Origin of the sequence: Streptomyces sp. NPDC059499, assembly GCF_042749285.1 — a bacterium.
Lineage (GTDB): Bacteria > Actinomycetota > Actinomycetes > Streptomycetales > Streptomycetaceae > Streptomyces.
In genome coordinates this window covers 704,566-722,279 of record NZ_JBHYTT010000002.1, presented here as the reverse complement: position 1 = coordinate 722,279, position 17,714 = coordinate 704,566, and the positions used below count along the sequence as shown (strand labels likewise).

14 protein-coding genes and 4 tRNA genes are annotated in these 17,714 nt (G+C 70.9%); 7 read left to right on the top strand and 11 right to left on the bottom strand.

Going from position 1 to position 17,714, the window contains the following annotated elements; all coding sequences use genetic code 11:
• Positions 1 to 294: 294 nt before the first annotated feature.
• The 3 genes from ACFW9O_RS08715 (at position 295) to ACFW9O_RS08705 (ending at position 2,408) form a co-directional block, all read left to right on the top strand.
• Positions 295 to 1,680 carry an FAD-binding oxidoreductase gene (locus ACFW9O_RS08715; RefSeq protein ID WP_384606570.1) on the top strand — a complete coding sequence of 462 codons (1,386 nt, stop codon included), beginning with the start codon at positions 295 to 297 and terminating at the stop codon, positions 1,678 to 1,680.
• 207 nt (positions 1,681 to 1,887) lie between these two features.
• Positions 1,888 to 2,055: a hypothetical protein gene (locus tag ACFW9O_RS08710; protein WP_356423651.1), complete on the top strand. Its 168-nt coding sequence runs from the start codon at positions 1,888 to 1,890 to the stop codon at positions 2,053 to 2,055.
• Between the two features lie 131 nt (positions 2,056 to 2,186).
• Entirely contained in the window at positions 2,187 to 2,408 is a 222-nt protein-coding gene (locus ACFW9O_RS08705; RefSeq protein WP_329208818.1) for a hypothetical protein, read from the top strand.
• A 171-nt stretch (positions 2,409 to 2,579) separates the two neighbouring features.
• Here the strand turns inward: ACFW9O_RS08705 and ACFW9O_RS08700 are convergent, their stop codons facing one another.
• The 9 genes from ACFW9O_RS08700 to ACFW9O_RS08660 all read right to left on the bottom strand — a co-directional run bounded on the left by ACFW9O_RS08700 (position 2,580) and on the right by ACFW9O_RS08660 (position 14,003).
• Positions 2,580 to 3,923: an ABC transporter substrate-binding protein gene (locus tag ACFW9O_RS08700; protein WP_384606567.1), complete on the bottom strand. Its 1,344-nt coding sequence runs from the start codon at positions 3,921 to 3,923 to the stop codon at positions 2,580 to 2,582.
• A gap of 545 nt (positions 3,924 to 4,468) precedes the next feature.
• Positions 4,469 to 4,542 (bottom strand) — tRNA-Lys (locus ACFW9O_RS08695).
• Between the two features lie 91 nt (positions 4,543 to 4,633).
• Entirely contained in the window at positions 4,634 to 6,190 is a 1,557-nt protein-coding gene (locus tag ACFW9O_RS08690; RefSeq protein WP_351166918.1) for an amino acid permease, read from the bottom strand.
• 61 nt (positions 6,191 to 6,251) lie between these two features.
• On the bottom strand, positions 6,252 to 9,371 hold the full coding sequence (locus ACFW9O_RS08685) for an FG-GAP repeat domain-containing protein (RefSeq protein WP_384606563.1): 3,120 nt from the start codon (positions 9,369 to 9,371) through the stop codon (positions 6,252 to 6,254).
• Between the two features lie 252 nt (positions 9,372 to 9,623).
• Positions 9,624 to 11,882 (bottom strand): DEAD/DEAH box helicase, encoded by a 2,259-nt coding sequence (locus tag ACFW9O_RS08680; protein WP_384606561.1) that lies wholly within the window; start codon positions 11,880 to 11,882, stop codon positions 9,624 to 9,626.
• A gap of 199 nt (positions 11,883 to 12,081) precedes the next feature.
• The gene (locus ACFW9O_RS08675; RefSeq protein ID WP_384606558.1) at positions 12,082 to 12,636 is read right to left on the bottom strand and encodes a hypothetical protein; all 555 of its coding nucleotides are present in this window, start codon (positions 12,634 to 12,636) and stop codon (positions 12,082 to 12,084) included.
• Between the two features lie 133 nt (positions 12,637 to 12,769).
• A complete protein-coding gene (locus ACFW9O_RS08670) occupies positions 12,770 to 13,171 on the bottom strand; it encodes a fluoride efflux transporter FluC (protein WP_384606555.1) in 402 nt (133 codons plus the stop codon).
• Positions 13,168 to 13,656, bottom strand: a complete 489-nt coding sequence (locus tag ACFW9O_RS08665; RefSeq protein ID WP_384606552.1) for a fluoride efflux transporter FluC — start codon at positions 13,654 to 13,656, stop codon at positions 13,168 to 13,170. Before ACFW9O_RS08665 ends, ACFW9O_RS08670 begins: the two co-directional genes overlap by 4 nt.
• The gene (locus ACFW9O_RS08660) at positions 13,653 to 14,003 is read right to left on the bottom strand and encodes a metallopeptidase family protein (RefSeq protein ID WP_329208828.1); all 351 of its coding nucleotides are present in this window, start codon (positions 14,001 to 14,003) and stop codon (positions 13,653 to 13,655) included. Before ACFW9O_RS08660 ends, ACFW9O_RS08665 begins: the two co-directional genes overlap by 4 nt.
• A 146-nt stretch (positions 14,004 to 14,149) precedes the next feature.
• On the opposite strand from ACFW9O_RS08660, the gene ACFW9O_RS08655 reads away from it, so the two are divergent.
• From ACFW9O_RS08655 to ACFW9O_RS08640, 4 genes are all read left to right on the top strand, one after another.
• On the top strand, positions 14,150 to 15,682 hold the full coding sequence (locus ACFW9O_RS08655) for a metallophosphoesterase (protein ID WP_384606549.1): 1,533 nt from the start codon (positions 14,150 to 14,152) through the stop codon (positions 15,680 to 15,682).
• 80 nt (positions 15,683 to 15,762) lie between these two features.
• Positions 15,763 to 15,835: transfer RNA gene (locus ACFW9O_RS08650), tRNA-Glu, on the top strand.
• A gap of 38 nt (positions 15,836 to 15,873) precedes the next feature.
• Positions 15,874 to 15,948: transfer RNA gene (locus tag ACFW9O_RS08645), tRNA-Asp, on the top strand.
• A 22-nt stretch (positions 15,949 to 15,970) separates the two neighbouring features.
• Positions 15,971 to 16,047: transfer RNA gene (locus tag ACFW9O_RS08640), tRNA-Phe, on the top strand.
• Between the two features lie 46 nt (positions 16,048 to 16,093).
• On the opposite strand, the gene ACFW9O_RS08635 is transcribed toward ACFW9O_RS08640, so the two are convergent.
• Complete coding sequence (locus tag ACFW9O_RS08635; RefSeq protein WP_384606546.1) at positions 16,094 to 16,939, bottom strand: cytochrome c biogenesis CcdA family protein; 846 nt, start codon at positions 16,937 to 16,939, stop codon at positions 16,094 to 16,096.
• Positions 16,936 to 17,691 carry a DsbA family protein gene (locus ACFW9O_RS08630; protein WP_384606544.1) on the bottom strand — a complete coding sequence of 252 codons (756 nt, stop codon included), beginning with the start codon at positions 17,689 to 17,691 and terminating at the stop codon, positions 16,936 to 16,938. Before ACFW9O_RS08630 ends, ACFW9O_RS08635 begins: the two co-directional genes overlap by 4 nt.
• Positions 17,692 to 17,714: the final 23 nt, after the last annotated feature.

The window sequence follows — 17,714 nt, the reverse complement described above, 5'->3', positions numbered from 1 at the left end:
AGTGCAACACTACGCCATCCGGGACGAGGTCCTGACCATTTACCGCTGCGACCCCCCGGTACCCGTTCCTCCGGAGGCTTCGGCCGCACCGGCGGCAGGGTGCGTATGCCCCCGTGGCCGCGGGCGGGCCGGAGTGCGCGGCTCCACAAGCAGCGGGACGCTGGAGCTATCAGTCCTGCGGTGTCCGCTTCCGCTTGCGACCGAGGTTGCCGGAGCGCCGGCGCTAACCCGCACCGAAGGCCCGGCACAGGCGGACCGGGCGGGTGCGGCACACACTTCGGCAAGGAGACGGTCATGGACGGCACCACACTCGAAGCGATGCGGACCGAACTGCGCGGCCCTGTCATCGGCCCGGACGACCCGGAGTACACACAGTCCCGCACGATCTACAACGCCATGATCGACCGGAGACCTGCGGCCGTGGTCCGGTGCCACGACACGGCGGACGTCATGGCAGCCGTCGACTTCGTGCGCACGCACGGCCTCGAGGTGGCGGTGATGGGCGGGGGACACAGCGGACCCGGTCTCTGCCTCGCCGACGACGCCGTCACGATCGACCTGTCGCCGATGCGCGGCGTACGCGTCGACCCGGCCACCCAGACCGCGCAGGTCGACGGCGGGGCGAAGCTGGGCGATCTCGACCACGCCGCCCACGCATTCGGACTCGGCACCCCCGCGGGCATCATGTCCACGACGGGAGTCGGGGGTCTCACCCTGGGCGGCGGACACGGCTACCTCACCCGCAAGTACGGCCTCACGGCGGACAACCTGGTGTCCGCGGACGTCGTCCTGGCCGACGGCGGCTTCGTCACGACGAACGCGAGCGAGAACGCGGACCTGTTCTGGGCGCTGCGTGGCGGCGGCGGGAACTTCGGCATCGTGACGTCGTTCGACTTCGAACTTCACCCCGTGGACAACGTGGGGGTCGGCATCACCGTGTGGCCGCTGGACCTCCTTCCCGACGTACTGCGGTGGTACCGCGAGTTCCTGCCGCAGGCGCCCGACGACCTGTACGGCTTCTTCGCGTCGATGACCGTCCCGCCCGCGCCCCCGTTCCCGGAGGAGCTCCACGGACAGAAGGTGTGCGGCGTCGTCTGGTCCTCGACGGCGGACCCGGAGGCCCTGGGCGACACCCTCGCGGTCGTGAACGAACCGGGCAAGCCCGCTTTCCACTTCACGACGCCGATGCCCTACCCGGCGCTGCAGGCCATGTTCGACGAGCTGATCCCCACGGGCCTCCAGTGGTACTGGCGCGGCGCCTTCTTCGACCGGGTCACGGACGACGCCGTCGACGTGCACGCCAGGTACGCGGAAGCACTCCCCACCGGCCTGTCGACCATGCACCTCTACCCCGTCGACGGGGCCGCGGGCCGTGTCGGGGCCGACGACACCGCATGGGCCTACCGCGACGCCGTGTGGTCCGGTGTCATCGCCGGCATCGACCCCGACCCGGACAACGCGGAGGCGCTGCGGCAGTGGGCCGTGGACTACTGGGACGCGCTGCACCCGCATTCCATGGGCGGCGCGTACGTGAACTTCATCGGTGCGGGCGAGTCGCCGGACCGGGTCCGGGCGACCTACCGCGGCCACTACGACAGGCTCGCCGAGGTCAAGCAGGCCTACGACCCGCCCAATCTCTTCCACGCAAACCAGAACATCGAGCCCAACCCGGGTCACTGACCCTCACACCGACCACGGCAATACAGAGGGAAAGCCGTGCTCCGAGGGTTACAGTCTGCATGCACCGCATGATGATCCGGCCGCCCCCGGAGCGGCGCGACACCGGAAGCGACACACATCGTCGTCGTACCGGTCGGGACCAGTCCGGCATCACACCATCGGCTCGGTCACGGGGCTCTCACCGCACACCTACGTACAGGACACTCCATGACCGACATGCCCGCACGCACGACGCAGCGGCACTCCAACGGCACGGCCGCGGACACGGGCGCGCAGCTCGCCGCCCCGGGCACGGCCGCTCCCCTGCCCTCTCCGCAGTACGCCGGCCTGTTCATCGAGCCCGATCTGCCGCCGCTCCTCGACGAACCCGAGTGAGCGACGGGCCGGGGCGGTCCGCGGCGCACGGACGACCGGCGGGCCCGGTGAGCAACGGGGCCGGCTGATCGACAGGGCCCGGTGAGCAAGGGCCCGAGTGACCGGCCGGGCCGTGCGGTCGTTGGAAGACCATGCGCATCCGAATCGCCGTCGTCGCCCTCGGAGCGGCCCTTCTGCTCGCCGCGTACCTGTCGAACATCCCCTCCGAGGCCGAGACCGAGGCGGCCTGTCAGCGTGCCCTCGACAACACGTCGACCGCCACGCTCCGGCCCGACATCTGCCTGGACGTGTCCGCCGACACCTACCGGACCTTCCTCCTGATGTACGCCCTCCGGGCGGAGGGCCTCGACTAGGGCCTGCCCACGCGCGCCGCCAGGAAGTCCTCCCACGTCCGCGCCGGGGCGCACCCCGTGGCCTCGCAGGCGCTCACCGACCCGGAACGGCTGCCCACCCTGGACGACTGACGACAGGGCGCCCCGCTCACGCTCGTGGCGGGGCGCCGTGCGGTGACGGGTTGCCGGGCGTCAGCTGCCCTGCTGCTGCTTCCACTCCGCCTGGGCCTCGTTGAGCCGCTCGGCCAGCGAGCCCAGGAAGTCCTCGGCACTCATCTTGCCGAGCAGCACCTTCTGGAAGTTCGGCTCGCTGTCCGCCTTGGACAGGGTGTTCCAGTCGGGCAGGTAGTACGGGAGCTGGACGATCTTCGTGTTGCCGGAGAACAGCGCCTCGGCACCGAGCTTTGTGGTCTCGGACGTGTCGATCCAGGCGTCCCCGGCGGCCTCCTCGTTGGCGGGTATCAGGCCGGCCGACTCGCTGAACTTGGAGTTCGCCGCGTGGGAGGCGGCGAACTCGATGAACTTCCAGGCCGCCGCCTTGTTCTCGGACGACTTGAACAGGCCCAGACCGGAGACCGGGTTGGAGACCATCACCCGGGTTCCGTCGGCCAGTTCGGGCTGCGGAATGCCGCGGAACTTGTCGGCGCCCAGCGTGCTCACGTGGTCCTGGTAGGAGCCCAGGTTGTGGTTGAGCATGCCGATGTCCCCGGAGTCGAACTGGGCGACCATCTTGGTGAAGTCGTTGTTGAGGTCGGCCTCGGGTGTGGCCTTCTTGTACAGACCGACGTACTTCTCCAGCGCCGCGACGTTCTTCGGGTCGTCGACCGTGGTCTTCTCCCCGGCCGCGTCCCAGAAGGAGTCGATGCCGGACTGCCCGTACATCGCGTCCAGGGCCTGCGCGATGGAGCCGGGGCCGCCGCGGATCGTGTATCCGAAGACGTTCTTCTTCCTGTCCGTCAGCTTCGCGGCTGCCTTGTAGAACTCGTCCCAGGTGGCGGGCTCGCCCAGGCCCGCCTTCTTGAACAGGTCGGTGCGGTAGTAGAGGACGCCGTTGGTGGCGGAGATCGGGACCGTGTACATCGTGTCCCGGCCGCCGGCGGCCTTCACGTTCTCGATCATCGCCTCGTTGAGCTTGCCGCTGAGGCTGCTCCTCCCCAGCCGCTCGTCCAGCGGCTCGAGCGCGTCCTGCGCGGCGATGCCCGCGACCATGGCCGCCCCCACACCGCCGACGTCCGGCAGACCCCCGCCCTGGATGGCGGTGTCGTACTTGGACTGCGCCTCCGTGGAGGCAAGGCCCACGTACTCCACATCGACATCCGGGTTGGCCTTCTCGAAGTCGGCGATGATCTCCTTCCAGACCGCCGTACGGACCCCTCCGTTCTCGTCCCAGAAGACGATGTGTCCGGTGCCCTTGCCTTCGCTTCCCGTCGCTCCGGCCATGCCGCTGCCGTCGTCACCGCAGGCAGTGGCGGTCAGGGCCAGGGCGGAAGCCAGGGAGATCGCGGAGGCGAGGCGGCGGCTGCGGTGCTTGTTCATGGGTCGGCTCTCTTCTCTGAGTGCTCACGGTCAGGGGTCCCCGGGGCGAGCGGGTCACCGCGGGCCGAAGCCGTACGGGACGCGCTCGGGCACCGTCGGGGAAATCGGAGGTGGTCTGTCAGCCCCGCGCGGCGGGCGACGTACGCGTCGGCCAGGACGGCGGCCGTCTGCCTGCACCGGCCGGGACCTTCGGCGCCTGCTCACGGCGCGGCCGTCCGGTGCGGGAGGGGGCCGGGCTCGGGCCTGTCTGCATGGCGGGTCTCAGATCTCTTGTATCGCGTCTCATATATGACATACGAACGCGATGAAGGTAAGTCGGCCCGGTGCCGCCGTCAATGCGCTGGACAAAAGAAGTTCCCGCAGGCCCGGCGGAGGTGCGGGCCTGCGGGAACGTCGGGCGAGGGGCACAACTCCCTCTATTCGGGAGAGGTTCCACAGCGGGGCGCGCCTCGACGGCCCCGGGAACGACGAAGCGCCTCGACCGGCCGAAGCCGGTCGAGGCGCTGAGTCGCAGGCCGGAGGGGGCTGCCCCTCCCTGCGTCGCGTAGGCCGTGTGGGACTCGAACCCACAACCAACGGATTAAAAGTCCGCTGCTCTGACCAATTGAGCTAACGGCCCCTGAGCGATCACCCCCCGAGCATAGCCCGCCCGGGCCCGGCAGCCGATCGGGTATCGGGTGCCGGGCCCTGTCGTGCCGCGGCCTGGGGGATCAGCCTTCCGTTTCGTCCGGGATCACGGCCTTGTGGTCGGGATGGGACTGTTTGAGGAACCAGTGGCGGGCCGAGGCCAGCCACCAGGTGGCTGCGAAGCCGAGCACCACCAATACGGCCAGCGGGGCGTAGTTGAAGGTCTCCCAGGTGACGGGGGACACCTGGGGCAGCATGAACAGCACCGTGATCACCGCGACCCAGGCAACCGCGACGATCCCGATGGGGCGGGACCAGCGGCCCAGGTGCCAGGGGCCGGGGGTGAAGTCGTCGCCACGCAGCAGGCGGAGCAGGGTCGGGATGACGTAGGCGATGTAGAGGCCGATGACCGCGATGGACGTCACGGCGGCGTACGCGGTGACGTTGATCAGGTACGGGAGACCGAGCGCCAGGGCGCCGAGCGCCGCCAGCCAGACCGCCGCCACGGGGGTGCGGGTACGGGGGCTGACCGTGTGCCAGACACGGGAGAAGGGCAGGGCTCCGTCGCGTGAGAAGGCGTAGATCATGCGGCTGTTGGCGGTGACCGAGGCCATGCCGCAGAACAGCTGGGCGCCGATGACGACGAGCAGCAGGAGCTTGCCGGTGGTGGCGCCGAGCGCGTCCAGGAGGATCTGGGCCGGCGGGGCTCCGGTCGGGGAGTTCAGCGCGCCGTCGTACGACTGGATGGCGAAGGTGAAGCCGAGCAGCAGCACGAAGCCGGCGATCCAGGAGGTCCAGATGGACTGCACGATGCCGCGCGGGCCCGCCACGGCCGCGTCGTGGGTCTCCTCCGTCATGTGGGCGGAGGCGTCGTACCCGGTGAAGGTGTACTGGGCCATCAGCAGGCCGATCATCACGACGTAGAAGCCGCTGCCCCAGCCGGTGTTGTTGACGAACTCGGTGAAGACGAACGACGCCGACTGGTGCGAGTCCGGTACGAAGGTGAGGGCGCCGACGATGACGGCGACACCGACGACGTGCCACCAGACGCTGACGTTGTTGAGGACGGCGACGATGCCGACGCCGAAGGTGTTCAGAAGGCCGTGCAGGACGAGGATCGCCGCGAACAGCAGGATCGTGCGGCCCGGGGTGATCTCGAAGCCGAACTGGAGGTTCAGGTACGCCCCGAGGAAGGACGCCGCACCGAAGTCGATCCCGGCGGTGACGGCGACCTGGCCGAGCACGTTGAACCAGCCGGCGAACCACGCCCACGCCGCCGCCGAGCGCGGTGGGGCGAGGCGGTGGGCCCAGAAGTACAGGCCCGCGGACGTCGGGTACGCCGAACAGATCTCCGCCATCGCCAGGCCGACGAACAGCGTCATCAGGCCGACGCCGACCCAGCCCCAGGTGATGATGGCCGGGCCGCCGGTGTTCATGCCGAACAGGTACAGCGTCAGGCAGCCGGAGAGCACAGAGATGATCGTGAAGGAGACGGCGTAGTTGGAGAAGGCGGACATCCGGCGCGCGAGCACCTGGGTGTAGCCCAGCTGGGCCAGCCGCTCCTCGTCCGTGGTGGGGGCGGCGGGCCCCGATGGGACATCGGGTGGGGGTTTCGTGACTGCTGCTTCGTCGTTTGTCATGCCCCCAGCGATGCCCTCGCCGGGGGCACGGCATGCGCCCTTCGCCCCGCCCGTTGCGGCGCTAGAAGATCGTGAGGTAGGTGTTCCAGCCCGGGCCCACCTTGGCCCGCGCCGCGAACGTGCCCGTCCCCGTGCCCTTGTACCGCCAGAGCACCCCGGCCTTGTCCCTGGCGAACAAGTCGTTCCTGCCGTCGCCCGTGACGTCACCGACCGCCGCGAGCGCGGTGTACTGCTGCCACCCGGAGCTGATCCGCACCTTGGGGGCGACCCTGCCCTTGCCCGTTCCGGCGTAGCGCCACAGCACCCCGGCCTTGTCGCGGACCAGCAGGTCACCGAAGCCGTCGCCGGTCAGATCGCCCGCTCCCACGACCGTGAGCCCGTTCCAGCCGACCCCGATCTGGGTACGGGCCTTCAGCCTGCCCTTGCCGTCGCCGGGGTACAGGAAGAGGTATCCGGTGGACTGCTGACGGGCCAGCAGGTCCGGGATCCCGTCACCGTTGATGTCACCGGGGGCGAACATGTCGTACGCCTTCCAACCGGTGCCGATCTTCACGGCATCCCTGTCGACACCGCCGTCGCCGCACAGACCGTCGATCCGCAACAGGGTGCCGTCGGTCTGCGCGACCATGTAGTCGTTACACCCGTCACCGGCGAGGTCGCCCGTCGGGAGGACCCTCTTCGCGTCCGCGTCGAGAACTCCCCATGAGCCCTTGAGGGGGCCCACCGAGCCGGGCAGCTTGCCGTCCCGCTGTCCGACCATGCCTTCCTGCACAGCGACGAAGAGGTCACCGAGTCCGTCCCGGCCGAAGTCCCGCCAGGCCGCGGCCCCCACGGTCAGGGCGACCTCGCCGCTGCGGACCAACGGCGCACCGTGGCCGTCGGCCGGCTGAACGGTGAGCGTCCAGCCGTACCGGCCGTTGACGGCGAGCGGTCCGGCATCGGTCTCGCCGTCCCACCTCCCCCGGAGCTCCCCCCGCACCTCGCCGCCCGTGACGGTGCGGACGGCTTTCCCGGTCCGCCGGTCCGTGAAGACCGCTTTCCACGACGAGGCCGGCTTGGAGAGCTTCCCGTCGTACGTCCAGGGGCCCGCCATGGTGCCAGGCCCTCCCGTCCACGACTCGTCGCGGGCAGAAAGCGGCTGGGTCGGCACCCCGGTCGGCACGATGTGCACCCGCTGCTCCGCGTCCGCGTAGGCGAGGTGCCCGCCGTACTTGTCGACCGTCCACGCCACCCGCCGCTGCGGGTTCGCCGTCGCGGGCAGGTCCGCGACCACGCGGGTCACCGCCGCGCCGGTCGCCGCCGAGGACACCAAGTCGGTCAGCACCAGCTTTCCGGCCGCCTTGTCGTGGCGTACGAGATATCCGTCCCCCAGGAGTGCCTCGCCGACGGGCACCGCGATCGACTTCCCCGTCGTACGGTCGAGCACCCCGGCGCCGCCGGAGGGTCCGCACGTCCAGTACAACCAGCGCCCCAGCGCCTGGAGTTCCTGCGGTACACAGCCCGAGCCGAGATCGACCGTCGCCGTCGTCCGGCGCGTTGCCAGGTCGTACGAGGTGACCGTGCCCGGCTTCGTACCCGCGCTCCACAGCGTGTCGGCCCACACCGCGGAGGCCACGGGGGTCCGGGTCAGCACCTTCTCCGATGCGTTGCTCCGGTAGACGAACTGCTGCTCCGAGGCTGCGTGTGTGTAAACGGTCCAGGCACCGTCGGTGTCCGTGAGCGTGCCTCCGGAGAGGCCGGTGCGGATGTTCCCCCAGCCGGAGATGCGTATCTCGTCCCCGACGCCGGACGGCTGCCGGTTCAGGACCACGGGCGCTCCCCACTGGGTGCCGTGGATGGCGTGACAGTCCGGGTCCTCCGGACCGCACTCGGTCGAGAACGAGATGAACGAAGGCACCGCCGGGCCGTAGGACGGGGTCCCCTGGACGGCGATCTGCCTCTCCGTGCCCACGCGGGACGACCCGGGGCGGGAAGCGACAGTCAGCTTGCCGGCTGCCAGTCCGATGCCCTCCAGGTCCACGGGGGGTGCGGACAGGTCGACCACACGGGTCAGCTCCGGCGCCCCGTCGGGCCCCTCCACGACGCGGTACGTCCCCCACGTGGCGTCCGACGCGTAGCCGGTGGCTCCGCCGACGACCACGGCGGAACCGTCCTGGGCGGCCGCGATCTCCGTTCTGGCCTTACCGAGCAGCTGACGCGAGGGTCCGCCGTCGAGAGGCGTGGCCATCAGCGCGCTGTTCCCCTTGTTGTGCAGCAGCCAGTCGCCGACGACGGCGAGGTGGTAGCCGTTGCGCTCGGTGGGCGCCGGTGCGGTGAGGACCCTCGGAGCGGCACCGATGTCGATCCGGGGAAGCACGCTGATCGTCGAGTCGCTGCCGTACGAGTAGAAGACCACGTACCGGGGCGTCAGAAGGTAACCGGGCGCGTTCCCCTGTATGCGGGCGGAGCTGCCGGCCATGTGCGCGGTTCCGAAGTCGACCATCGCCATCCGGGCGACCCCGTCGTGCACGTAGCGCAGCAGGACGCCGCTCTCGTCGCCCGTCGCGGCGGTCTGGGCCGCACCCGCGTATCTGGCGCCCTCGGGGAGGCCGGTGACCGTGCGGTCCCGCGTCGTCCCGTCGGCCCGTATGTCGAGGAGGTGTACCTCGGTGGCCGTCGTGCTGGTCGTCCCGTCGGCTTCCGTGGTCACCAGCTTCACGGCGACGACCGTGTGCCCGTAGACGCCGGCGAAGGTGAGCCCCTCGGGGATCGGCACGAACGTCGTGGTGCCCGCCACCATGTCGCGCAGCTCGACCTCGTCCGCCCGCTGATAGGCGATCGTGTCGGTACCGGTCCCGTACACCTTCACGAGGATGCCACTGCCCGTCGGGCCCGCGGAAACGTGGGCACCGTCGGAGAAACGCGTCCAGCGATAACCGGTCGTGGCGGACGGGCGGTTGAAGACGCCCAGTTCACCGACGGCGTCGGCGTCGCGGGCACCGCCGGTGGCGACGAGGTTGAAGGACTGCACGGTGCCGCGCAGCGCGGCCGGCACCACCACGGGGTCGGCCGCTGCGGCCGTCGCGGCCGGGACGGTGCTCCGTGCGCCCTGGGGCACGGCGGCAGCCGGCGACAGGCCTCCGGTTACGGACAGCACGAGCGATGCGGCGATGACGCCTGAACTGAGGGCACGGTGGGCCACTCGGGTTCCTCCCATGGACTGAACAGCACGCAGGCATGGGGAAGTAGAAGGAGCTGTCATCGGAACCGAACCGTTCCGGACACGCTTGGCCGCTCGGACCTGCCCCCCGGCACGTAGCCCCCCACGCGAGTGGACGGATCCTAACAGGATCTTCACAGAAATCGAGAGAAGTTTCGAACCCGTTCAACGCCGCAGGGCCCGTACAACACCGGAGTGTCGTACGGGCCCTGCGGATCAGTCGGTCAGCGACGGTCAGCCGTTGCGCTTCCAGCGCGGCTTGTCGTCCCGGCGGCCGAAGGTACCGGTGCCGGTACCCGTGCCGGTGCCACCGCGGTGGCCGGCCGGACGGTCGGAGCCGCCACCGGAGCGGAAGCCGCTCGAGGGACGGTCGTCGCGGCGGTCACGGTTGACCGGACGGTCGCTGCTGCCGGAGCGGAAACCACCGGAGGGGCGGTCGTCACGACGGTCGCGGTTGAACGAGGGGCGGTCGTTGTCGCGGTTGAACGCCGGGCGGTCGTTGTCACGACGCTCGAAGGAACGGCCGCCACGGTCGTCACGACGCTCGCCGCCACCGGAGCGGAAGCCGCCCGAGGGACGCTCGTCACGACGCTCGCGGAACGCCGGGCGGTCGTTGTCACGACGCTCGAAAGAACGGCCGCCACGGTCGTCACGACGCTCGCCGCCACCGGAGCGGAAGCCGCCACCGGACGGACGGTCGTTGCTGCTGCGGAACGACGGGCGGTCGCTGTTGCCCCGGTAGCCGTTCGCGCCGGACGGGCGGCCACTGCGCTCGCCGACACGGTCGTTGCCACCGCGGTATCCACCACGGTCGCCACCGCGGTCGCCGCCACGGTCGTCACGACGGCCGTAGTTGCCACGCTCGTCACGACGGTCCTCGCGGGGTGCCGGCTGCTCCGGCACGGCCGCGGCGGCCAGCAGAGCGGCCTCGGCCTCGGCGGCGACCTCGGCCACCGCTGCCTCGGGGTCGTCCCCACGCTCACGGGCGGCACGGGCGACCAGACGGTCGGCCTCCTCGCGCAGCTCGACGGCACGGCGCTGGACGCGCTCCAGCTGCTTGGTGAGGTCGGCCGCCTCGCGCTCGGCCTGCTTGGCCGCGTTGTTCGCGGAGTCGGCCTGGACCTCGGTCAGCGAACGGGCACCGGTGATCTCGGCGACCTCCGGCTCGAAGACGCCCGCGCCCTGCACGATGTGACGCGAGGCGTCGACGCCCGCGTCCTCCATGAGGCGGAAGATCTGGCGACGCTGGTGCGGCAGCGCCAGCGAGACGACGACACCGGACTTGCCGGCACGGGCGGTACGGCCCGAGCGGTGCAGGTAGTCCTTGTGGTCGCCGGCCGGGTCCACGTTCAGGACCAGGTCGATGCCGTCGACGTGGATGCCTCGCGCGGCGACGTCGGTGGCGACGAGCGCGTTGACGAGGCCCTTCTTGAAGTCCTCGAGCACACGGGTACGCGCGCCCTGCGTCATGCCGCCGTGCAGCGCGTCCGCCTTCACGCCGGACTCGATGAGCTGCTCGGCGATACGGTCGGCGCCCAGCTGGGTGCGGACGAAGATGATCGTGCGGCCCTTACGGGCGGCGATCGCGGAGGTGACCGGCGCCTTGTCCTTCGGCTTCACGACGAGGACGTGGTGCGACATCGTCGAGACGTTGCCCTGGGCGCTGTCGACCTCGTGGGTGACCGGGTTGCTCAGGTAACGCTTGACGAGCGTGCCGATCTCGTTCTCCATGGTGGCGGAGAAGAGCATGCGCTGGCCGCCGCCGGGGATCTGGTCGAGCAGCTCGGTGACCTCGGGCAGGAAGCCCAGGTCGGACATCTGGTCGGCCTCGTCGAGGACCGCGACCTGGACGTTCGCCAGGGAGCAGGCACCGCGGTTGATGATGTCGCGCAGACGGCCCGGGGTGGCGACGAGGACGTCGACACCGCGCTCCAGCGCGTAGATCTGGTTGCTCATCGACGTACCGCCGCAGACGACCTTCATCTTCAGGCCGAGGACGTCGCCGTAGGGCTGCAGAGCGTCGGCGACCTGCATCGCGAGCTCACGGGTCGGCGTGAGGATGATCGCGCGGGGCTTCTTCTTCTCGGTGTGACCGCCGGCCAGCGAGGCCAGGGTCGGCAGACCGAAGGAGAGCGTCTTGCCGGAGCCGGTACGGCCGCGGCCGAGGATGTCCTTGCCGGCCAGGGCGTCCGGGATGGTCGCCGCCTGGATCGGGAAGGGGGCGGTCACACCGTTCTGCGCGAGCTTGCGGACGATGCCGTCGGGCAGTCCGAGCGAGGCGAACGTGATGGTCGGCTCGGCGTCGGCGGCGTCCTCCGCGGCCTCGTCGGAGAGCTCCGCGTCGGCGGCAGGGGCCTGGATCTCGGCGGGAGCGTCCACGACGGCCACAGCGGCCTCGGGAGCCGCGGCCACTACGGCCTCGGCGAGCTCCACGAGCTCGTTGTTCTCGACGTTCTCGGGCATGACGGTGTGGTCAGAACTGGAAATTGACATGCGAAATGCGAAACCTTCCGGAGTCTCGGCACGCGCCCGTAACTCCGTGTTTTCGCAATTTCGACCGCCTCAATGCGGTCCAGCCACGGCAAGGGAGAGTACGCGCCACACGGCGCTCTTCTGTGTCGGCGCCGGGCAATGGGATCAAACGATCTACTACCATACGCACTCTCCCCCACATTGCGCAAACCGGGCCCCCTCACACCGGCGCGACCTGCGGTGATACCTCCGGAGTGGGCCACACCTCCACCCGGTCGCGCGCGCCCGTCGCATCGTTGCGGGAGTGCGCGGCGGGCGAGGCGGAGGGCTCCTCCGGTGGCTGCGAGGGCTCCGGATCGGAAGCGGGCGGAGGCTCCTCCGGAACCACCGGCGGGGGCGGCGGTTCGCCGGGCCCCGGGGTGCTGGGCTCCGGGGTGGGCAGGTGCCCGCCCCCGGACGGCACCGGGGTACCGGAGCCGGGTACCGCACGGGCATCCCCCGGGGTCGCCGACGGGGCTGCCCCGGAGGCACCCGGGGACGCCCTGCGGGCGGCGTGGCGCTCGGACTGCGCCCCGGCGTGGCCGCCGCCGAGGCCGGCCCGGCCCGAACCGGGCGCGGTGTCACCGCCCGGCTCGGCCGACGTCCCCTTCTGGCCGGCCGAGCGGGACGGAGCCGGTTTCCCGGCGTCCTCACCGACGCTCATACAGCCTGTGGACGCGGCGATCGTCAGCGCGGTGACGGCTGCCCAACGGAAGGGGGCGGACAACTGGCGCACGGGATGGCACCTCCGGGGCGGGAGACTGCGGAGCAGGGGCGGGTCGGGGGGACGCTGTGTCCAACTCCCCCGACCCCGCCGGGGACACGCACGGACACAACACCCGCACAGGCCCGGGGCGCCTCCCGGCCGGTCAGGCGCCGAAGCCCTCCGGGCCCGCGAAGCCGCCCGAGCCCCCCGCGAGTTCCGCCCCCAGGAACACGGCCCCGAGGCCCACCAGCAGGGACGCCACCACATTGGCCGCAGCCAGGAAGCCCCGGCCGGTCTCGGCCAGCCGCAGCGTCTCGTACGAGAAGGTCGAGTACGTCGTCAGCGCCCCGCACAGCCCCGTACCCAGCAAGGCGTACGTATGTGCGGATACGGCGGCCCCCGTCAGCACCCCGAGCAGCAGGCTGCCCGCCGCGTTGACGACGAAGGTCCCCCACGGGAACACGTACGGCAGCCCCGCCCCGTGCCGGGCCTGCACCGCACGGTCCGTCAGATAGCGCAACGGCGCACCGACGGCGCCTCCGATGACGACCAGCAGCCAGTTCACGCGTCCCGCCCGTCCACCAGGACCCGCGTGAGTGCGGACGCCCCCCACACCGCTCCGAGCGCCGCCACGACCGTCGCCGTCGCGTACGCCATCGCCACGAGTACCTCCTGACGCACCAGCAGCTCCGACACGTCGGCGGCGTACGTCGAGAAGGTGGTGAATCCACCGAGCACCCCGACCCCGAGGAACGGCCGCACCAGCGGATGCGTGACCGTCCCCCGCTCGGCGACCAGCACCATCAGCACCCCGATGAGGGCACACCCCGTCACATTGACGACGAAGACCGCCCAGGGGAACGCCCCCTCGGCAGCCGGCCAGGCCAGGGTCGCCGCGTACCGGGCCGTGGCGCCCAGCGCGCCTCCCGCCGCGATCACCGCCGGGACCCGCCACCGGCCGCCCCCCTCGGTCTCCGCACGCTGCGCGGGTACGGAGAGGTCGACGTCAGGGTCGACGGGCGGCCGGCGACCGGGTTCCCGTGTGCTCACCCGTAGCCCAGCGCGTGCAGCCGCTCGTCGTCGATGCCGAAGTGGTGGGCGATCTCGTGGACCACCGTGATCTCGGTCTCGGCGACGACGTCCTCGCGCGACTCGCACATCCGCAGGGTCGGCCCGCGGTAGATGGTGATCCGGTCCGGCAGCACCCCCGCGTACCACTCACCGCGATCGGTGAGCGGCGTGCCCTCGTAGAGCCCCAGCAGATCGGGGTCCCCGGGCTCCGGTTCGTCCTCGACGAACACCGCGACGTTGTCCATCAGCCGCATCAGCTCCGGCGGGACCCGGTCAAGAGCCAGACTCACCAGCTCTTCGAACTCCTCGCGCGTCATCTCCAGCACCCCGCCATTGTCACGTACGACCGGCCGTGGCGGGCGGGCCGCACCGGACCTGATCGGGCAGAGCGCACGGGTGCGCGGCCACCCGCCCGGCCCACCCCTCCCACCGGGTCCGCATGTACGGCGCCCGATCGGGGCATACGGGCCCAATGGCCCGCGACCCGTTCCGCGCCGCAGTCGTCCGCATCCGGCACCACTACCGCGCCCGCTCCACCGCCCCCGTCAGCACGCTCGCCGCCACCCCGCACCCGTACACGCGCGTGCTCGGCCTGCTCGCCGTCGTCGTGCTGGGGGCCTGGCTGGGGCTGCTGATCGTCGGCAGTGTGCGTACGCCGGTGGGGCCCATGGACACGACGATGACCCTGCGCCCCTCACTCAGCGGCGGCACCAAGATCAACGTGTCGCCGCTCGGCGCCCTGGAGCTGAACTCCCACGTCGCCCCGGTCCGTCTCGACGTCGATGTCGACCAACTGGATCCGGAGCGCTCCCAGGCCCTGGTCAAGCACCCCGAACGCCTCGCCGGCCTCCAGGACGAGGTCACCGGGGACGTCGCCGCCGGCACCCGGGAACTCGCCGTCCGCTCCTGCGTGGCCGTCGTCTCCGGTGCCACCGCGCTCGGCCTCGCCGTCTACCGCCGGCCGCGCCGCGCACTGGCCGCCGGAGGGCTCGCACTGGCGCTCCTGGCCGCGTCGGGCATCAGCGCGTACGCCACCTGGAATCCGAAGTCCGTCCTGGAGCCCAAGTTCTCCGGGCTGCTCTCCAGCGCCCCCTCGGTCGTCGGTGACGCCCGCTCGATCGTCACCGAATTCGACGTCTACCAGCAGGAACTGGCCCGGCTCGTCACCAACGTCACCAAGCTGTACGACGCCACGTCCACGCTCCCCGTGTACCAGCCCGACCCCGCCACCATCCGGGTCCTGCACGTGTCCGACGTGCACCTCAACCCCGCCGCCTGGCACATCATCGGCTCGCTCGTCGAGCAGTACGAGATCGACGTGATCATCGACTCGGGCGACACGATGGACCACGGCACCGCCGCCGAGAACGGCTTCCTGGACCCCATTCGCGACCTCGGCGCGCCCTACGTGTGGGTGCGGGGCAACCACGACTCCACGATCACCCAGGCCTACCTGAAGAACCTCAAGAACGTGCACGTCCTCGACGAGGGCAGCGCCGTGAACGTCGGCGGGCTGCGGATCGCGGGCACCGGCGACCCCCAGTTCACCCCCGACCGCTCGCGCCCCACCGGCGGCAGGGCGGCCGCGGAGCTGGCCGGCATTCGGCTCGCCTCCGCGCTCCGCGACCAGCAGCGGGCGGGCACCCCGGTGGACATCGCGGTGGCCCACGACCCGAACGCGGCGCGGCAGACCGACGGCACCGTTCCCCTCGTGCTCGCCGGCCATGTGCACCACCGGGTGAACGAACTGCTGAAGTTCGGCACGCGGCTGAAGGTCGAGGGATCCACGGGCGGCGGCGGGCTGCGCGCCGTACAGAACGAGAAGCCCGAGAAGGTGCGCGCCTCGGTGCTCTACCTGGACCGCGCCACCCGGCACCTGCAGGCCTGGGACGAGATCACCCTGGGCGGTCTGGGCCTCACGACGGCCGAGGTCAGCCGCCATCTCCCGGAGGAGAACCTGGCCGATCCCTCGCCCTCCCCGACGGTCTCCAACACCTCCCCGTAAACCGTTTTGGCGATACCTCCCCGCATCCCATATGCTTCTCACGTCCCCGACGCGCTGGAAAGCGCGCAGGTGGGCCCTTAGCCCTCATCGTCTAGTGGCCCAGGACGCCGCCCTTTCAAGGCGGTAGCACGGGTTCGAATCCCGTTGGGGGCACGCTTTACTGTGTGCGAGACTTGTCTCGCACATTGCTTGGTCCTGTGGAGCAGTTTGGAGTGCTCGCCACCCTGTCAAGGTGGAGGCCGCGGGTTCAAATCCCGTCAGGACCGCTGCAGCCCGTACGAGCTGCGTGGCTGGGTAGCTCAGTTGGTACGAGCGATCGCCTGAAAAGCGATAGGTCGCCGGTTCGATCCCGGCCCCAGCCACCACCCGAAGGCCCCGTCCGATGGACGGGGCCTTCGCCGTTGTCAGGCCCTAGGCCACTTCCTCTTCCTTCCGTACCTTGCGCCGCCGCCACGCCTGCGCCCCGAGGAACAGCAGCGCCACCGACGCCACGGCTCCCAACGCCACCGCGTCGGGCACCCGTCGGCCGATGTTCCGGGCCCACTCCTCGACGGCGAACGAGTCGTCGACGTCCAGCAGTCCCGGCAGCGCGGTCGTCCCGTCGTACATGAGGAAGAGCATCCCGAGCCCGATGAAGAACAGGCCGGAGAGCAGGGTCGTGCTGTGCAGTTCGAAGCGGCCCGCTCGCAGTGTCCGGCCGCGCAGCCAGGCGCGGCGGCCGAGGTCGAAGCGTTCCCAGAGCAGCGCGAGCACGAACAGCGGAACGGCCATGCCCAGCGCGTAGACGGCGAGCAGCAGTCCGCCGTACACGGGGCTGCCGCTGACGGCCGCCACGGTGAGGACGCTGCCCAGGATCGGGCCCGCGCAGAAGCCGGCCAGCCCGTAGACCGCGCCGAGGGCGTAGACGGAGAGCGCGGTCGTGGGGCGGATCCGGCCGCTGAGGGCGGCGATCCGGCGGGAGGCGAAGCCCAGGCCCACGATCTGCGCGAGGCCGAGTCCGATGATCAGCCACCCCGCGCCGAGGACCAGGGCGTCGCGGTGCCCGTAGAAGAGCCGTCCGACGTACGAGCCGGCGGCGCCGAGCGGTACCAGGGTGGTGGCGAGTCCGGCGTAGAAGATGCCCGTGCGTGCCAGGAGCCGTGAGGCGGAGTCGACGGAGTAGGCGAAGAAGGCCGGGAGCAGCAGGGCGCTGCACGGGCTGACCAGGGCGAGAAGCCCGCCGAGCAGGGCCGCGAAGTATCCGATGTCCAGGGTCACTTCGCGGGTTCTCCGGCGCTGCCCACGTTGGCGGCCTCGGCCGCTGCGGCTTCGATGGCCTGGGTGAAGACGGCCATCGGCTGGGCTCCGGCCACCGGGCGGCCGTTGATGAGGAAGGACGGAGTGGACGTGGCGCCGATTCCGTACGCCTGTTCCTGGTCCTTGCCGACCGCGTCCGCGGCGTCCTTGCTGTCGGTGTCGCGCACGAAGCGGTCGAGGTCCTTGACGCCGGCCTGCAGGGCGAGGGCCCTGAGCCGCTCCTTGCCGAAGCCCTTCTCCTTGGCGCCCTCGGCGTACGCGGCCCGGTGGAAGGCCCAGAAGCGGTCCTGCTGTCCGGCCGCCCAGGAGGCACGTGCGGCGGCCTCCGACTCCTTGCCGAAGATCGGGAAGTTGCGCCACTCGATGCGCAGGGTGCCGTCGGTGACGTACTTCTTGATCAGTGCGGGTTCGGTGTCGCGGGCGAACTTCCCGCAGTAGCCGCACTTGAAGTCGGCGTACTCGATGAGGACGACGGGGGCGTCGGTGCGGCCCTGGGCCAGCTTGTCGCCCGCGTCGCGCCGGGCGAGTTCCGCCAGCTCCGCGTACATGTCGGCGTCCGGTTCCGAGGTCGTGCTGACGGCGGTGGTACCGGAGGCGGTGCCGTCGGGGGCGGTGGCCCGGTAGGAGACGAAGCCGAGCAGGCCTGCGGCGAGGACGACGGCGGCCCCGAAGGCGAGCGGCTTGTTGGATGTCCGGCGGGTGGGCGTGGGCATGCGGCACTCCGTGCTGGTGCGTG